This is a genomic window from Paenibacillus sp. YYML68, from assembly GCF_027923405.1.
Lineage (GTDB): Bacteria > Bacillota > Bacilli > Paenibacillales > NBRC-103111 > Paenibacillus_G.
Genome location: NZ_BQYI01000001.1, coordinates 805,966 through 820,675, shown reverse-complemented (window position 1 = coordinate 820,675; position 14,710 = coordinate 805,966). Strand labels below are relative to the sequence as shown.

9 protein-coding genes and 1 pseudogene are annotated in these 14,710 nt (G+C 38.2%); all 10 read right to left on the bottom strand.

All coding sequences use genetic code 11. The annotated features are described in order from the left end of the window. Positions 1–100: 100 nt before the first annotated feature. A complete protein-coding gene (locus PAE68_RS03755; protein WP_281884195.1) occupies positions 101–1,174 on the bottom strand; it encodes a DUF4238 domain-containing protein in 1,074 nt (357 codons plus the stop codon). A 312-nt stretch (positions 1,175–1,486) separates the two neighbouring features. Then, positions 1,487–1,764 (bottom strand): annotated as a pseudogene (locus tag PAE68_RS22880) (transposase); the annotation flags it as partial. A 128-nt stretch (positions 1,765–1,892) separates the two neighbouring features. Then, positions 1,893–2,051: a helix-turn-helix transcriptional regulator gene (locus PAE68_RS03745; RefSeq protein ID WP_281884193.1), complete on the bottom strand. Its 159-nt coding sequence runs from the start codon at positions 2,049–2,051 to the stop codon at positions 1,893–1,895. A 375-nt stretch (positions 2,052–2,426) separates the two neighbouring features. Continuing rightward, positions 2,427–3,278 (bottom strand): HNH endonuclease, encoded by an 852-nt coding sequence (locus PAE68_RS03740; protein ID WP_281884191.1) that lies wholly within the window; start codon positions 3,276–3,278, stop codon positions 2,427–2,429. 33 nt (positions 3,279–3,311) lie between these two features. Continuing rightward, entirely contained in the window at positions 3,312–4,991 is a 1,680-nt protein-coding gene (locus tag PAE68_RS03735) for a hypothetical protein (protein ID WP_281884189.1), read from the bottom strand. A 315-nt stretch (positions 4,992–5,306) separates the two neighbouring features. Continuing rightward, positions 5,307–5,957, bottom strand: a complete 651-nt coding sequence (locus tag PAE68_RS03730) for a hypothetical protein (RefSeq protein ID WP_281884187.1) — start codon at positions 5,955–5,957, stop codon at positions 5,307–5,309. Next, positions 5,923–6,831 (bottom strand): hypothetical protein, encoded by a 909-nt coding sequence (locus PAE68_RS03725; RefSeq protein ID WP_281884185.1) that lies wholly within the window; start codon positions 6,829–6,831, stop codon positions 5,923–5,925. The genes PAE68_RS03730 and PAE68_RS03725 overlap by 35 nt, the downstream gene beginning before the upstream one ends. Before the next feature lie 215 nt (positions 6,832–7,046). Then, positions 7,047–8,204 (bottom strand): IS4 family transposase, encoded by a 1,158-nt coding sequence (locus PAE68_RS03720; protein ID WP_281882888.1) that lies wholly within the window; start codon positions 8,202–8,204, stop codon positions 7,047–7,049. Positions 8,205–8,344: 140 nt separating this feature from the next. Next, a complete protein-coding gene (locus PAE68_RS03715) occupies positions 8,345–13,711 on the bottom strand; it encodes an ATP-binding protein (protein ID WP_281884183.1) in 5,367 nt (1,788 codons plus the stop codon). Positions 13,712–13,773: 62 nt separating this feature from the next. Continuing rightward, positions 13,774–14,694, bottom strand: coding sequence for an AlbA family DNA-binding domain-containing protein (locus PAE68_RS03710; protein WP_281884181.1), 921 nt, complete (start codon positions 14,692–14,694; stop codon positions 13,774–13,776). Positions 14,695–14,710: the final 16 nt, after the last annotated feature.

Genomic DNA, 14,710 nt, shown 5'->3' with positions numbered 1-14,710 from the left:
TTGGGCTTATCAAGGCTGTGGTACAATTTCGCGACAGCCTTGTTAATTTCCTATAGTAAACTAACGTAATCGATAGCGTAATGAAATTACAGAAAGCTATTTATAATTCTCTATAGACTAATGCGTATAGCGAATCCTTTTTCTTCTCATTGTACACGAGTGATACGAGTTTCTCCTTGTCCTCAGGCAGTCCATTACACACCTCTATAACCCGACCGCCGTATAATTCTTTACGAACAGTTGATGGTATGTTGAGCTTATCCATCCATTTCCAATGGAAGCCTAGTTTAACCCCATCGATCAACCGGCTTTGAATTAATACTGGGCCGACAGGTAACTTTTTTCTCCTTACTTCTCTATCGCCCCAGGCCTGATTTAACACCTCTTCTGACGGTCCATATGCCTCAGAATATGCACATTTTACAACTTGTTGGTTGAAGAACTTCACCCTACTGCTATTTTTAAGTACACTTTGGACAAGTGGGACCTTATTCCCGTACGGATTAAACGGTTCTCTAATAGGATTTTTCTGAGTGATTACCAAAGCTGTAGTTTTGGACATAGGAATAAAATAACCTTCCCTTTCTCCATAGCCATATCGTTGAGATTGAATTGTTGCATAACCTAAGTCATTAAGAACAAATGGGATTGGGCTTTGATTATGGATTAATCTCCATTCAGCATTACATAGCAATCCACAATATATTTGGAAATCAATAAGCCGATTGAGGTTGATTGTATCTTCTAAATTCCCTCCCACTTCTTCAACAAATGTATTAAGTGAAGGAGCCCTCCCGAGAAGCAGGTTTTTATAATCTTCTCCACGGCAAAACAATTGTGCAACAAAAGGAACAAGGATTGATACCCATAAGGTTCCATCAAAAAGAGGTGATGTCTTATGATTTTCCAGTGCAGTTACCGCACCTGGCAAATTATGTTCAACAAAATCCCAAGTCTTATCAACATATCTTTTATCTAAGTCATCATCCTTTAAGGTATAGAAATGTTCTCGAAATCCCACATCTTTAGCACTTGGCTGGGCAGCCTTAATCATCCCATCTCTCCGGTACCATACAGGTCTTTTACGTCTAGGATGGATCTCTTCATTGTTTGAAAAACTCGCAATATGGCAAGCTGGAATGATGTGTTGGCGACCGCCTTTTTGTTGTGACAAACATTAGCCCCCCTGATATTTTTCTTTTTATCTTAACCTAAGCACTAAGAAAAAACTTTATTCTCTTTGGACAACCCCAATATAGTGATAGGACCTACCTACCTTAAACACTAAGCTCAAAACAGTGTACTTCTAATTCTCTTTATAATACGGCTATAAGCCAAATTGAAATTCTTACTGGCTCTTTGCCATTAGCAATGCTACTTGTCAAAAAAGGCTCTATGAATTTCCAGTAAATCTTTAAAAATTGGACAAGGGAATTGGTTAGATGCGAGCAAAAACGTAGCTCCGTGCTGTTGACCAGTTCTTTTCTCATTTCAGAGAGAAATTGAGCTTGCCTGCCAATACGTACACCATAGCGATTATGTTTTTATCTGAACGGTAGCCCCGGGCCTTGCGTTTGGCAGCTTGGAACAAGCTGTTCACGCCTTCAATTAAGCCATTCGTTAGCTTGGAGGTGAACCAGCTAACAATCCCTTCGAGTGGCTTTGCAGCATGCGGGCAACTTCGACCATCGGTGCGAGCTTGCACTTAAGCCCCCATTGAATCCAGTCCTTCAGTACCATCGGCTCGATTACCGCCTGGTACCGCTAGAGTTCACGAAAGTTAGATAATAGATTTAGTTCTTGGGATTTAATCGATAGATTATAAATACTCTTAATCTCCTTATTATCATCACCGAAAATTAGCCAGTCAGTATCTATTTTAAAACATTCTTTCATAGAGCTATAATTGTATCAAGTGAAGGTTTATACTTATCTTGCTCCAACTCACTTAATGTACCTTGAGATACACCAGCTATATTAGCAAACTCAACTTGACTGAGTTTGTTTGATTTTCTGACTGTACGAATACGTTCCCCAATCGTTGAACTCATCATTTGCCCCCTAAATACAGAAAAGTCCCGACTTTAATCCATCGGGACTTTTCTAGTTGAGTATAGTGGTGTTTATTTCAGCAAGCTCTTTATTTACTCAGTACACAACTTAATGCCGAGTAGAACACAACTTTATAGCTCAGCACACAAATATAATACCAAAGATACACATCTTTTTATTGAGTACACAACTTTAATACCGAACTCCAACAACTGTCAGGTCTAAAAAAACTCTGGTACCACTTTTGTTGATTTTATTGGGTTTGCCGCGGCACGTGATAAACACGAAAAATGAAAAGTCTGGAACCACTAGAAATTACCATGAAAAGAAAGTGGGAAACTACTTATCTGACCAGAAAAGCAGCAATTTTTATTTCAATCCTCTTCTTGGCTCCAAAAAGGTATATCAATATCCTTTGTATTACTATGTCTTGCACCTTTGAACAGGTTGCATTTTTCACATAACAATTGGAAATTTGTTGGATCATTCGTTCCACCTAAATCAAGGGGGATAATATGATCCAAATGAATTTGATCGAACGGACTTCGCAAACCGGTTAGATCTATTCCGCATTCCTGACATCTTCCTTTATCTCTAAAGAAAACGCCTCTCTTTAGCCATTCTGGAATATAACTACATCGCCTTATAACACCATCTTTTTTCAAAAATTCAGGGTATTCTGTCATATTTAAAACATCAATGAGTTCTGAAATTGACTCATTAAACTTTTTCAAAAACATTTTATTTTGAAATAATAACGTAAATACATCATCAACAACTATCGGCATGATTTTTTCTTCAAAAAGATTGTAAAAATGACTTCCCATTCCATCGAGGGATCTATAATCTACTACGTTCCCAGACTGATCTATGGCTTCTAATTCAACAAAGTCAATTTTGAATTCTCTATACTTCGATAATATTCTCTTGAATTCCTTATCATCTGGACTATATGTAGTAAATAGTTCAATTATATTTTCGATCACCTCAATTGGAAGATGTTTGTTAATTAGGTAGTTCATGTGATATTCATAGATGGCCGCTATATAGTCATGCAAAAGAGTTCTTTTATGTGGTTTTATTACCTTATTTATATAATTGATGCCGATGTACTCAATCCAGTCTTTAGGTGAATATGAACTTACACCGTCACACTCAGAGAAAACCACACCTGCCATCGTTATCACTTCATATTTATTAACAATTCTTGCATTAGGATATAACATCCAATGCCTCCATTCGTTTTTTGCAACGTATTTTTAAGCATGCAATCGATTAAACAACACTTGTACGGCCTCTTCAATTGTAGTAAAGGTGCTTTTTTGTTTAAAATCAATAGTTTTAGAAATATTTCTCTGATATGCTGATATGTATAACATCTCAAATGCCGGATCTAAAACCTCCATTTTCAAGGAAAAATTGTACCCTGCATATTCAAAATTAACATCATCACTTATCATTTTTATTGAGTTATAAATATCATCTATTTCTTTATTTGCCTTATAAAATTCTTCGACCGAGTTGGATTGGGCTAAACTTTCATATAGATTTTGCGGATTAACAATCGGAACCGTATTATTAATCTCAACATTATTTCCTAAGTATTGATGGGAAAGTATAACACTTTTAATATCTTTGATATCTGTACTGACAGCAAACCTTTCTCTTATCAGTTCCCAATTACTTTGAATCGCATCAATTTGATCGGACGTTTTATCTACGGCCTCTTGTAATTGTTTATCTAGGCTTTTCATTTCTGCAATAGACAAAGGGTTAAAAAAATGCTTGACTTCCATGTACAGAACAAATCCAGTTTTTTCATCTATAACTAATATATCAAGTTCTCTTTTTTGCTTCTTTCTCCCTGGTATAGGTAAATTGAAATTACTTTTAACAACAACATCGGGAAATTTAAGCTTAATCAATTGTTCAACTATTGGTATAGCTCTTTCCTTTAATTTATCTTTTATCCGCTGGTGCCGCTCGTTATCATATTTTCGTAAATAGTTTAAAAAGCGGCTTTCACTAGAATCATTAAATAGCATCACTAATGGATTAATAAATAAATAACCATCCTTGGTTTGAATAATTGGTGCGTCAGAAATATTTGATTTGGGAAATAGTCCATTCCCAATTGGCCTGTATGTATAATCATCTAGCACTTGATCAAGTGTTTCTTGGTCTTTTGTAACAGTAAATTCAATAATCTTATTACGTCCTTGAGGTGAAATAACTATCATCATTTTTTGAGAATCAAATTTAACAATATTAAAATCTTTTCTGTATAATTTTATAAATCTTCTCATAGAAGCCAGAATAAAAAAATTTGTTACCCCTCCCCAATCGAGTCGGGAGTACGGTTCAAAATCATCGTATAACATGTTTTCATTCCAAAAATTATGATAGACCTTTGTCAGTTCATGTGCAGCATCTTCATCATCTTTATCTTCCAATTTGCCAGCAGCCATTTGTAACGAATAGCTTAGAGCTTTTCTCAAATTATATTTATTTATAAATTCGTGGTTTTTGCGTGGCACCTCTCTTGATTCAATAAACGAAATAGTCCTTGAAATATCATGCAGATAGATGTTCTTATTTCCTGAATATGTACTGGGAAATTCATCACATAACATCGAATATTGCATACCCCTGATAAGAAAATTCATGCAGTAAAGATATAGTTCATTATCGAATTCATAATCAAAAACCTCTTCTTCTGAAAGTTTTTTATAAGCTAAAAAAATATTATAACTTAAAGAAAATAGAAAATGTCTTTCTACTGTGGTAAACCACAACCTCTGATCTATAACCCAATCAATAAAAACTAAATTCATATGATATATAAATTTATACCTAGGAATCGAGGCATCCAATAAATCAAACAGGAACTGATCCACTTGGTTTTCGATATTTTGGGTTTCTTCCCGACTTAAACTCATTTTTATAACCCCTTATAATCAATCTATATAACGGTTATTCTTAAACTATCCTGTAATTCATTCCATGTTACAAAGGGGATAGCGGCGGCGGTATCACATGAAACATTATCTGTATAATTCACATATGCCAAGAACCCCCGCCTTCTGAATGATTCTCCAAAAAACAGGGATTATTCTTTCAAAAAGATAAGGTAACCAAGATTTATAATGATATGACACCGATTAGATGAATTTGTTTTGCCGCGGGATTTAAAAAACAGGAAATATGAAAAATTCGAAATTCTTAGAAAGTTAGGGGTCTGAAATTATACTCCCTTATTCATACTTCTTAAGTTCTTCCCTATATTCGGACAATAAAAATTGATTTAGTTCCTCGAAGGCCTCAAGTTTCTTAATCCTCGAAATAATAATTTTTTGTTTCTTATCATTTTCATTTTGGCCTTTTCCCCAAAGATTATTGATATCACTATACAAATCTCGAAAAATAACAGGAAAATGGTCGTCATCCTGAAGTGCCACTGAATTTTCTAACCATTCGAGTGTAGAATCATCAGTTGCAGCCAATGAAGCTTGTTCAAAAACATATTTCAACCATACACGCGCGGCTTCATCTATTCCATTGGCTACATCCAGCCAATTTTGAACTTCTTCTGGGACACAATCCTTTGCATCCCTTCTATTTTCAAAGAAGAAATGGCGATCATTTTCAGGATCAAGTCGAGTTAGAGCACGAAGTATAGGCTCAAAATTTTCAAATGGCCTTGAGCCACTTGGGAACATTGATCTGTGATTCCATAACTTTAATATTGTTTCAAAACAACGTTCTTCCTCCTGCTTTTTTTCAGCTCCAGTGCTATGTTCAGCGAGTTCAATTTGTTCCGCTATATAATGTGCCATCCAACGGGCAGTGGTATCTACACCGGGATCCAAATTAAGCTCTTTGACTAGCGCTTTGCCTAAGTTCATAGTACGTTTCTGTATCTCTGAGTCTTCCATCGGCTGAGAAGATAAATACTTTGCTATGCGGTGGTTTATATCCATCCGACTCTTCCCTTCTCATGTATGATTTCTGTCTAAATCTTCTTCTAATTTGAACTTCAATAATTAATTCACTTTGGAATTCAGAACAAAGTCTTTTTAGAAATGAGAGCGATGCTGTTAGTCTATTGCCGCAGCGCATTTCCTCATCTTCATGACTATCATGAATAGGCGCCCAGATTTCGCAAATTATTGATGCTCTACTCTCATCCGCCAAAGTCCATTCCCTCTTCTCATAATCAGAGGATAACTTCATTTTCTCAGCGATTGAGTTCCCTATTTTATAAGGCGGGTAATCTACTTTAGCAGAATGTGGATCGAACTCATCCAGACGCTTAGATGCTTCTTCTTGATATACCCAACCTTTAAGCTTAAACGGACCCTGGTCTATTTCCATTCTCTCTTCTTCGAAATCAGGCAACTTAAAATCATGAGGATTTGAACATGTGCTCAATGCATGCAAAAGCGATTGAGCAGTCGCCGATGATACAAGAGAGCTTGCAATATAGAAACTTTCCGATCTTTCACTCTCTCCATCCTCCCAAGATCCGAACACGTTTAGCCATAGTTCTCCGTTTCTTTCAGACAATATGCCATCAAGAAAATCATCATTTGATATCTCTTCACACCAATCTGGATTTCTCATTTCATTAATCCAATCCCTTCTATACAAAGGAATAGGATCTCTACGGTCATATAGCCAATAACCATCACTTCGAGTCAATAAGTGTCTGTGTAACCACTCATGCCACTCATCTTCATACCAATCCGAGCTGTGAACAACAGGCATTTTCTCCAGCAACCTCGAAGCCACAACAAGCATGGCATGATATGAAAGATAAAAATTCAGTAGCGTTGCATAAATCATGACATCTAAAATGGTGGAATATTCAGAAATTAGTTTTCAAATTCCAAGGGCCAAAAACTTACGGGGTACCCCTGAAACAGGCAGTTGCTGTCCATTTGTAATATTCATCCTTTTCAAGTTGATGATTGGTTTTTTTCGACTTAGGCGACTTACTGGTCTTTCTGTTTCTTCTGTCGCCCTCTCGAAGTTCGACTTGGTTTTCGCTCTACTGCTGCGACCATCCTCAGCCACGGTTGCCACATGAGTTCTTTCAAAGCCTCAATGAGTTCCGTTAACGTTCGACTCGTTCCCAGTTCTAGCTTCATAAGCAGCAGCAAGCAGTATGCAATTAAACAGATCCAAATCTGATTCATCACTGCGTTCTCGCTGTCACCGTAAAAACAGGTTAGCTTCAGGTTCTGCTTGACCCACCGGAAGAACATCTCGATCTGCCAGCGGCTACGATACAGGTCACCAAGCTCTTCTGCCGTCAGGTCGAACCGATTCGTAATGATACGGACCTCATTACCGCGACCGTCTGTGGTGACGATCATACGAAGGGGGTGCTGCATGCGCTTGTGAGCTTTGCCTAGCACGACTTTGACATCGCGGATGATGTCTGAATCTGTGTTCACCGAAAGTTCTTCCACTTCTTCGACAACAGCATTGTCCTTTAATCGTGATACGAATCGAATGCCACGCTCGCAGTAACTGTCGTATTTGCCGTAGTCCAGATACCCGCGGTCCATCAGATACGTGACGTCCGACTCATCGATCAGGACGTCCATTTGGCTGCGGTCTGCGGGCCTTGCAGGCGTAACCACTGCCTTATCCGGATAAACATGGTCGGGGTCAGCAAATGCCACTCGCAGGTGCAGTTTCACGCCTGCTTTCGTTTTTCGGAAAGTCGCCCATTTATACCGCTGTAGGCAAACGCTGATCGTAGAAGAGTCTATAATCTTGACCGTTCCGATGCGCCCTGATATCGGCCTAGCATCTCGATGCAACTGTGTAATGAGATTACAAAGGATGGCTTGAAGTACTTCTGGGTCCAGTTGATTATTTTTACGGGACAACTGGGATGCACTGATCGAAGCAATGCCGAGTTGCTTTTGAAATTCCTCGTCGTGCTCCAGCTTTCGCATGATGGAACGAAGACCCTTTCGCTTCTCTAACTGTGCTTCGATGAAGATGTACAGAAAGACTAAGGTGTCGAGCTTTTTCACATAACGGTCGAGCGTAGTCGTGCTTTGCCAATTCGGGATGATGTTTGGATTTATTGGTGCAACCCATTTACCAAATGCAGAAAATAGTGTATCCTTGTCCATGCGTATCTCCTAAGTTAGGGATTTGGACAGGGCTACCTGTTACCCTAATTTTAGGAGTTTTTTGTTACAGAGTACGACCTATTTATTACAATAATAGCACAATTTGTCCAATCTGTTCGCGTGTTAGTTTTTATGCAACGCTACTGATAAAAATTATAATTATCTATACGAGGGTATCCTTCATGGTGATGATACACATCCTGTTGGACTCTAGAGGATCTCCACAATGAATGACGCGGATCATTTATAAATCTATCATCTTGATCTATATTCCACTCATTTATAACAACGTCCGTAGCAAGGTCTTCAACTTGCTCACTTGTAATACCAAATACCTCCCCTAATGGTTCAAACCAGTACCTATCAAAATCATACCCATGATGAAAAGTTAAACTTGTATTAATCGTTTCGTTAGCATGCCAATAACTATCTCTTGTTTCCCAACGATCCTCTAATTCAACCTTACCAAATTGACTTTTCCCCACTTTTCGAAGTGAATCAACTTCTTCTTCCGAGTAAGTCCCTGGATAAGCCTTCTCGATATTAAGTGCTATATCAGTTGCATATTTTTGAATAAGTATATGAAGTGAAGATTGCAAGGCATGCTTGTAGAAAACATTCTTATGACGTAGTAAAATGTGCGGATTATCAATTGATACTCGAGCAAGTGAAATTAATAAATATAATCTTGCATGTAAGTTGTAGAATGGAAATTTATTAGCCCCAAATGCATCAACAGTATCCCTTTCCATCCAATCAATTAAAGCATCGATCTCATCCCTGCATTGAGCTTCTGCGAGTCTACGAACACAGTGAACGGCACACCAGCGTGTTGAAGATCTTGGAGAACCTAAAGCAGACCAAACAAAACCTGTAAAAGCACTATCCATGTGAACCGGCGGTAACCACAATTGAGACCATGGCCCATCAGCGTACTCAGAATCAATATGTAGTTCGAATCTCGATAATACGAAGTCAAGTAAATCAGTTGCTTCCTGTGTTGAGATATGTTTCGAAGCAACAGTTACAAAGCCAAAAAATGTAGTTGCATGAACCAAATCTCCATGGGTTGCTAATCCTTCAATTATTCCTTTTTGAATAAAAGGTATATTTTCCGCCCCTAAATGAAGTCTCCTAGTGAAAAAAGAGATTGATCCCCTTTCCAGCAGAAACGTAGCAAATCGTTTCCCTACGTATTGCATGATTTGGGGCCACTCAATTTTAATGCTCATTTTGCGATGCCATTCTTCCGGCACTAACAAAAGCGCATTCTGTATATCATAAAAATCGGCTTCATCTACTTTAATAAGCTCATAAAGAAATTTCATCGCTTTACTATCGGAAATTCGATTGTAGACTTCACGCCATAAGGACTCGCTGTTTCGCACAGTCTGAGGAAGTCCATCATAACGTTGGATAGCTTGTCTTAATCCATTAGATGAAACCAAGTCCAAATCATGCAGCAGATCGTTCCAATCGATCGCACTCTCTTCCGACTGTACACGAAGCGAGGAAGTACTTTCTTGGTTAATAGTATTCACTTCTTCATCAATAATTTCGCGATTATAAGCAATAACTTCATCCAATAGATTACTTTGTAAAGAGTACTTTTTAGCCGTTTCAGCAATCCTTTCCCAAACTTCCCCTCCAACTCCGTTTATCCTAAGTTCTCTAATGACTGAATCAAAAATATACTTCCGATTATCATGCGATGTTTCCTTCTCTATACATAGTCTTGAGAAATCCCCTATTTCAAACTCCGTCATAAACGCAGAAAGAGACCATGCTACCGTTGGTACAACGTAGCCGCGTCTTACAATTTCCTCGGACAAAGCAATTAATTGACGATTAAATCGACCAATTTCCCTGTCCCGCCATCTGCTTAGTGCAGCGATTCCAGTTACCGGGGACAATCGAATACAAGTCCTAACAGCCTCGTCCCTGTCCCAATACTTTTCGCGAGCTACATTTTCTCCTATAAGCTCTGCACAACGTATAAATCTGTAAGCTAAATCGCAAGGTGCAAATTCATCTACTTTTCTTTGGTTAGCTAGGGAAACAACTGCTTCCCATCTTTCGACGATTTCATCGCCAAATTTCGAAACGGCATCGATGGCAAAATTGAAGTAAACCGCGGCATCATCACGATTTACATTAATCAATGCTCGTGCAAGATCAATGTAACAGTTTGCCCTTTCCTCTGGGCCAATGTCTGTAGCAGAACGGATTACGTCATAAGCATTTTGTTCAAAATCGAGTTTCTGTTCAGCTAAGTGGCTTAATCGGAAAGCAGAACGAACTAATTTTAGATGATCAGGAAGAAACATCCTGTTACCCTTTATATAATTTTCATAAAAAGTTTTGGCTGACATTTGTCGGGAAAATTTATGAAACATCAAAACGTCACAACATATCCTAGCTATTTCCGTTGTTAAACTATCATAGTCTTTATATCGACTCGCTGTTGCTGATTCTGACTTCTTTTTCACTTCTGCTACTTCATTATCAAACTCAAGAATAACCCCTGCTAAACAGCGTATCCGCAGCATATACCAAGGTAACAGTCCGCCAATTACCTCTTTTATTTCTCTTACCTCTTGTTCATCCTTATATTTTCTATTCTGTTGTAGATCCTTTGGAATCAATTCATTAATATCGAATTCGAGATCTGAAAGTAATACTTTTTTTAATGCCACGGCACGCATAAAAATTGCACGATCTTTATTATCATAATCGCTTGTAATAGACGGTGAAGCACTTTGAGTGAAATAATGATTTAGAACCCGGATGATTTTCTCCTTCGGTAACTCGTTTGCCGCACAAGATTCAAGAAAACAGATAAGAGATTGAAGTGTTGTGTCTTGAAAGGTGTCTTTTATTTTTGAAATTCTAGCTCGCTTTGCAGTTAGTAAATCAAGGCAAGTGCAGAGAACAACAGAATTAGGAATATACCCGATATCTAAGGATTCATGTGCGAAAGCAATTATCAAATACTGATTACGTTTACCTAGTTTTGCAAACTGCTTTGCAGCAGATAATTCCCCCAGGTCCATAAGCCGTCTAAACAGTTGCCTAGAAATATGATAGATAACCTTCTTCGGTCGCCAACTCATAAGAAATTTGAAGGCCCTCTCTACCCCATGTAAATTAAAATGTGTGTATACGAGTTCCATAATTTCTTCATTTTTTAGTTGTTCACTATGAAATGGAATATCTTCTTCTTTTTTCTTATCTCTATCCTGGAAGTATAGACTTAACCAGTTCTCAGCAGCCCTAAGAAAGCTTCTGGCTTCCCCTCTAAAATTCTTGACTGTTGATAACAACGCTGCTGAGTAAACATTCTCTGATCCTCTCCAAGAACCGCTAAATAAACGACGAAAAGCAAACTCCTGTACACGTTGTTCATCTTGTAAAGGCGCAATCAGATCAATATTGCTTGCAAGAAGTTCGAACTGTCGTTTATCACCAGCTACTTCTTCACCAGCTCGTAAAGCTAATTTTATTGCCTCAACAAAGTTTTTTTGCTTCAACGAAGCCTTAAATGCAAATTGAAGACGAAATACTCGAACATTTCGCTCATCAATGGGATTATCGGGAAGATAATTATCGGATAAGGCTAATTCAACGAGATCGGTGTTCTTCCCTGCTTGTAATAACAGAGCAGGCATAGCAGATGCGACATATGAATACTCGTTAGCTAATGGTTTGATTTGTTCAATAAAAAACTCTATTTGTTCCTTCGATGCTGCAAAAGTTTCCCTAAACCAAGTTTCCGTAGGCTCATCTCTAAACTGAACTGAGGAGTCAGATAGCCATAAGGGACGTCCTATATCTGCAACAAAACTTCTTATAGCAGACTCCTCAACATCAGCTGCCCTAGATAGTATCTTTAGTGGAATAAAGGGAGGTAATGTAGCAAGACCGACACAGATAGAGTCAATTTGTTTTCTGTAATCATCATGAAGTTTATCTCTTATTGAATCAATTGCTGACATTAATTGTCCTTCTATTTGTTCATCGACAGTGGTTCCAATACTTCCAAGTTTGGAGAATACTTCAGCAATCGTACTACCATTCAAACTTAAAGCATTTGACTGTACACGTGGATTGCCGCTAGTAAGCCTATGAAATTCTATTCCATCCTCTTTAGACGTTTGCAGATAATGGGACCTTAAATAATCAAAAGACTCTTTCTCCGAAAATGGCTTCAACTCAAGTTGTTTGATGTTACTAGGCGGCTGGAGTAAATGTATACGCTCGGTTCTACAAAGGGCAACTATTTTAGCACCTTCGATTATACGTTCACGGAGAAGTTCATGAGCAAAGCAATTATCATTGAACTCCGCCGCGGCCATTTCAGCGTTATCGGCTGCATCTATTAGAATCACTAGGACTGCATTGATATTTGATTTCTTCATAGCAATAACTGCTGTTTCAATTCTGTCGAGGAACTTTCTTAATATATCTGTTTCAGATGCGCTGGAATTCACTATTAGTGGTTCGCAGAGGCCTTGTACAGCCAATTCATTAACAATCTGAATAAATGCTTGGCGATGGTGATGCCTCACTTCGCTACGATTACGATAACGTCCACCACCAAAACAATCATATACAACGCCGAAAGAGCCAACAGGTAATGATTTTGCTATTTGGCGAGCAAAAACCGTTTTCCCTACTCCTCCAGGGGCATGTATGATCAACGGAGCTGCTGATTCTAAAATGGTTTTCAACAAGTCATTATGCTGCTCTCTATGCACAAGGGTTTCAAGTTTTTCAAACTCAGGTGGAGCAGGAAAGAGATCGCGTTCAGACGTAACTTTAAATTTCTCAAGTATTTCTTCACGAACAATTACACCATTGGAATCAGGTAAAGCCTTGTCACGAACTAGTCCAGTAATGCTTTCTATTTCAGGGTTATCAATACTTCCGGCAACCAACTGAGATATTTCTACATGAAGCCTATACTTCTGTGCATTATAGTCTCCTTCGCCGTCTGCGAATTTTAAACAAGCACAAAACTTTTTTAAATCTACATCAGATAACTGCGTATATTTTGATAATGTGTTCTTATACTTTGAATTGGCTTTCTCACCAGTAGATAACTTCTCAATATTTTCTTTAAGATTTTGATTAATTGGTCTATTGGTGACGATAGTAAAGATGACACTATCGATTTGGGTAATGGCACTGGTAAGCTTTTGAAACCTTGCTGAAAAACCCTCAAATGTTTCCTTAAGATCACTAAGATCAAAAGGGTTACTTTTATGAACAGTGGTGTGTTTCAACTGATAGTAAGTTACATCTTGAAATCCTGGTCTAGTTAGCGAATCAGTGTATTCAGCAACATCAATAACATATTCTCCTGCAAGTTTATTCTCCTTAGAACCCTCAATCACAATTTGATTAACTCTAGACTTGGGTGAGATTAAACGCAGACACCGGCGGGCAGCCCAACGGTAATGAAAAATGTCACCAGCTCTTGAATACCTAACAAGTTCGTTCTCCATTAATTATCCCCCCAACTATATCCGAATCAAATTGCTCGGCCAGTATTTATGTACTATGTTCGTCACCGATTTTGAAACTTATGCTTAATCCCCTTCGCCTCTCTCACCTTCCAGAGAAAGTCACCATTAACAAAAACGCTCGCTTGGCTTATTTTCACAGAATACTTGTTCTCACGCGTATCCATAAAAAGAAGCTCGAAATCGTACTTGTCTTCGGAAATTCCGTATTCATCAATATTCAGCCTAAAGGGATCTGAGGATTCAAAACCAACCATTAAGTGTCCCACTACTTCTGATTTTGGTACCAGGGTTAACTTAAAGTCTGCTCCTACATATTGATCTAATCCATACACACGATGTCTGGACAACTCTACTTCTTGCATATTTCTTATAATTAGAGTCCCCCAGATGATTGTAATTGGCAACTCTGTTGTATTTGATATTGCAACCTCAATTGACGCACAGCCTTTAGCATCATGCACAGCATGCAATGTTTGCTCCAAGAATCTGACCTCGAATTGTCCTCTATTAAGATACATATAATCAAAGTCGCTTCGCCTTGCTAAAGCGTTCATACTTCCTTTGCGAATCAAGCAATAACCTTCATTTAGTCGCTCATATTTCTTTCTGAGCATATATGGCTTGTTTTCCGAATTGTATATTCTGAATACCCCAAGCACTATTCCCTTGTATTCAAACTTAAAATAATCAAACTGTACTTCTGGTTCAATATTACTTAGTATTATTTGTTTGTAGTTTGCCGAATCTATAAATTCTTCCGGACGTATTCCATTGATTTCTTTTCCCTCCGGCCGGTCCTTTACGCCAATGATTATAAATTTATCTCCAGCATGCCGGGAATTGGCCATAGCCATAATATCTCCTATTAGGTCTATGCTCTTATCTTTATTGTATTGTTTATCTTTGAAGTCTAGGTAATCGCACTCGTAGCCGTGTTCGATTAATTCATAAATTCTATCCATGTAATGCACACCTCAT

Bases quoted from the DNA above. Each gene is read 5' to 3' on its own strand.
- PAE68_RS03730 (WP_281884187.1), bottom strand. From the start codon at position 5,957: ATGAACTTAGGCAAAGCGCTAGTCAAAGAGCTTAATTTGGATCCCGGT.
- PAE68_RS03735 (WP_281884189.1), bottom strand. From the start codon at position 4,991: ATGAGTTTAAGTCGGGAAGAAACCCAAAATATCGAAAACCAAGTGGAT.
- PAE68_RS03720 (WP_281882888.1), bottom strand. From the start codon at position 8,204: ATGGACAAGGATACACTATTTTCTGCATTTGGTAAATGGGTTGCACCA.
- PAE68_RS03740 (WP_281884191.1), bottom strand. From the start codon at position 3,278: ATGTTATATCCTAATGCAAGAATTGTTAATAAATATGAAGTGATAACG.
- PAE68_RS03745 (WP_281884193.1), bottom strand. From the start codon at position 2,051: ATGAGTTCAACGATTGGGGAACGTATTCGTACAGTCAGAAAATCAAAC.
- PAE68_RS03715 (WP_281884183.1), bottom strand. From the start codon at position 13,711: ATGGAGAACGAACTTGTTAGGTATTCAAGAGCTGGTGACATTTTTCAT.
- PAE68_RS03710 (WP_281884181.1), bottom strand. From the start codon at position 14,694: ATGGATAGAATTTATGAATTAATCGAACACGGCTACGAGTGCGATTAC.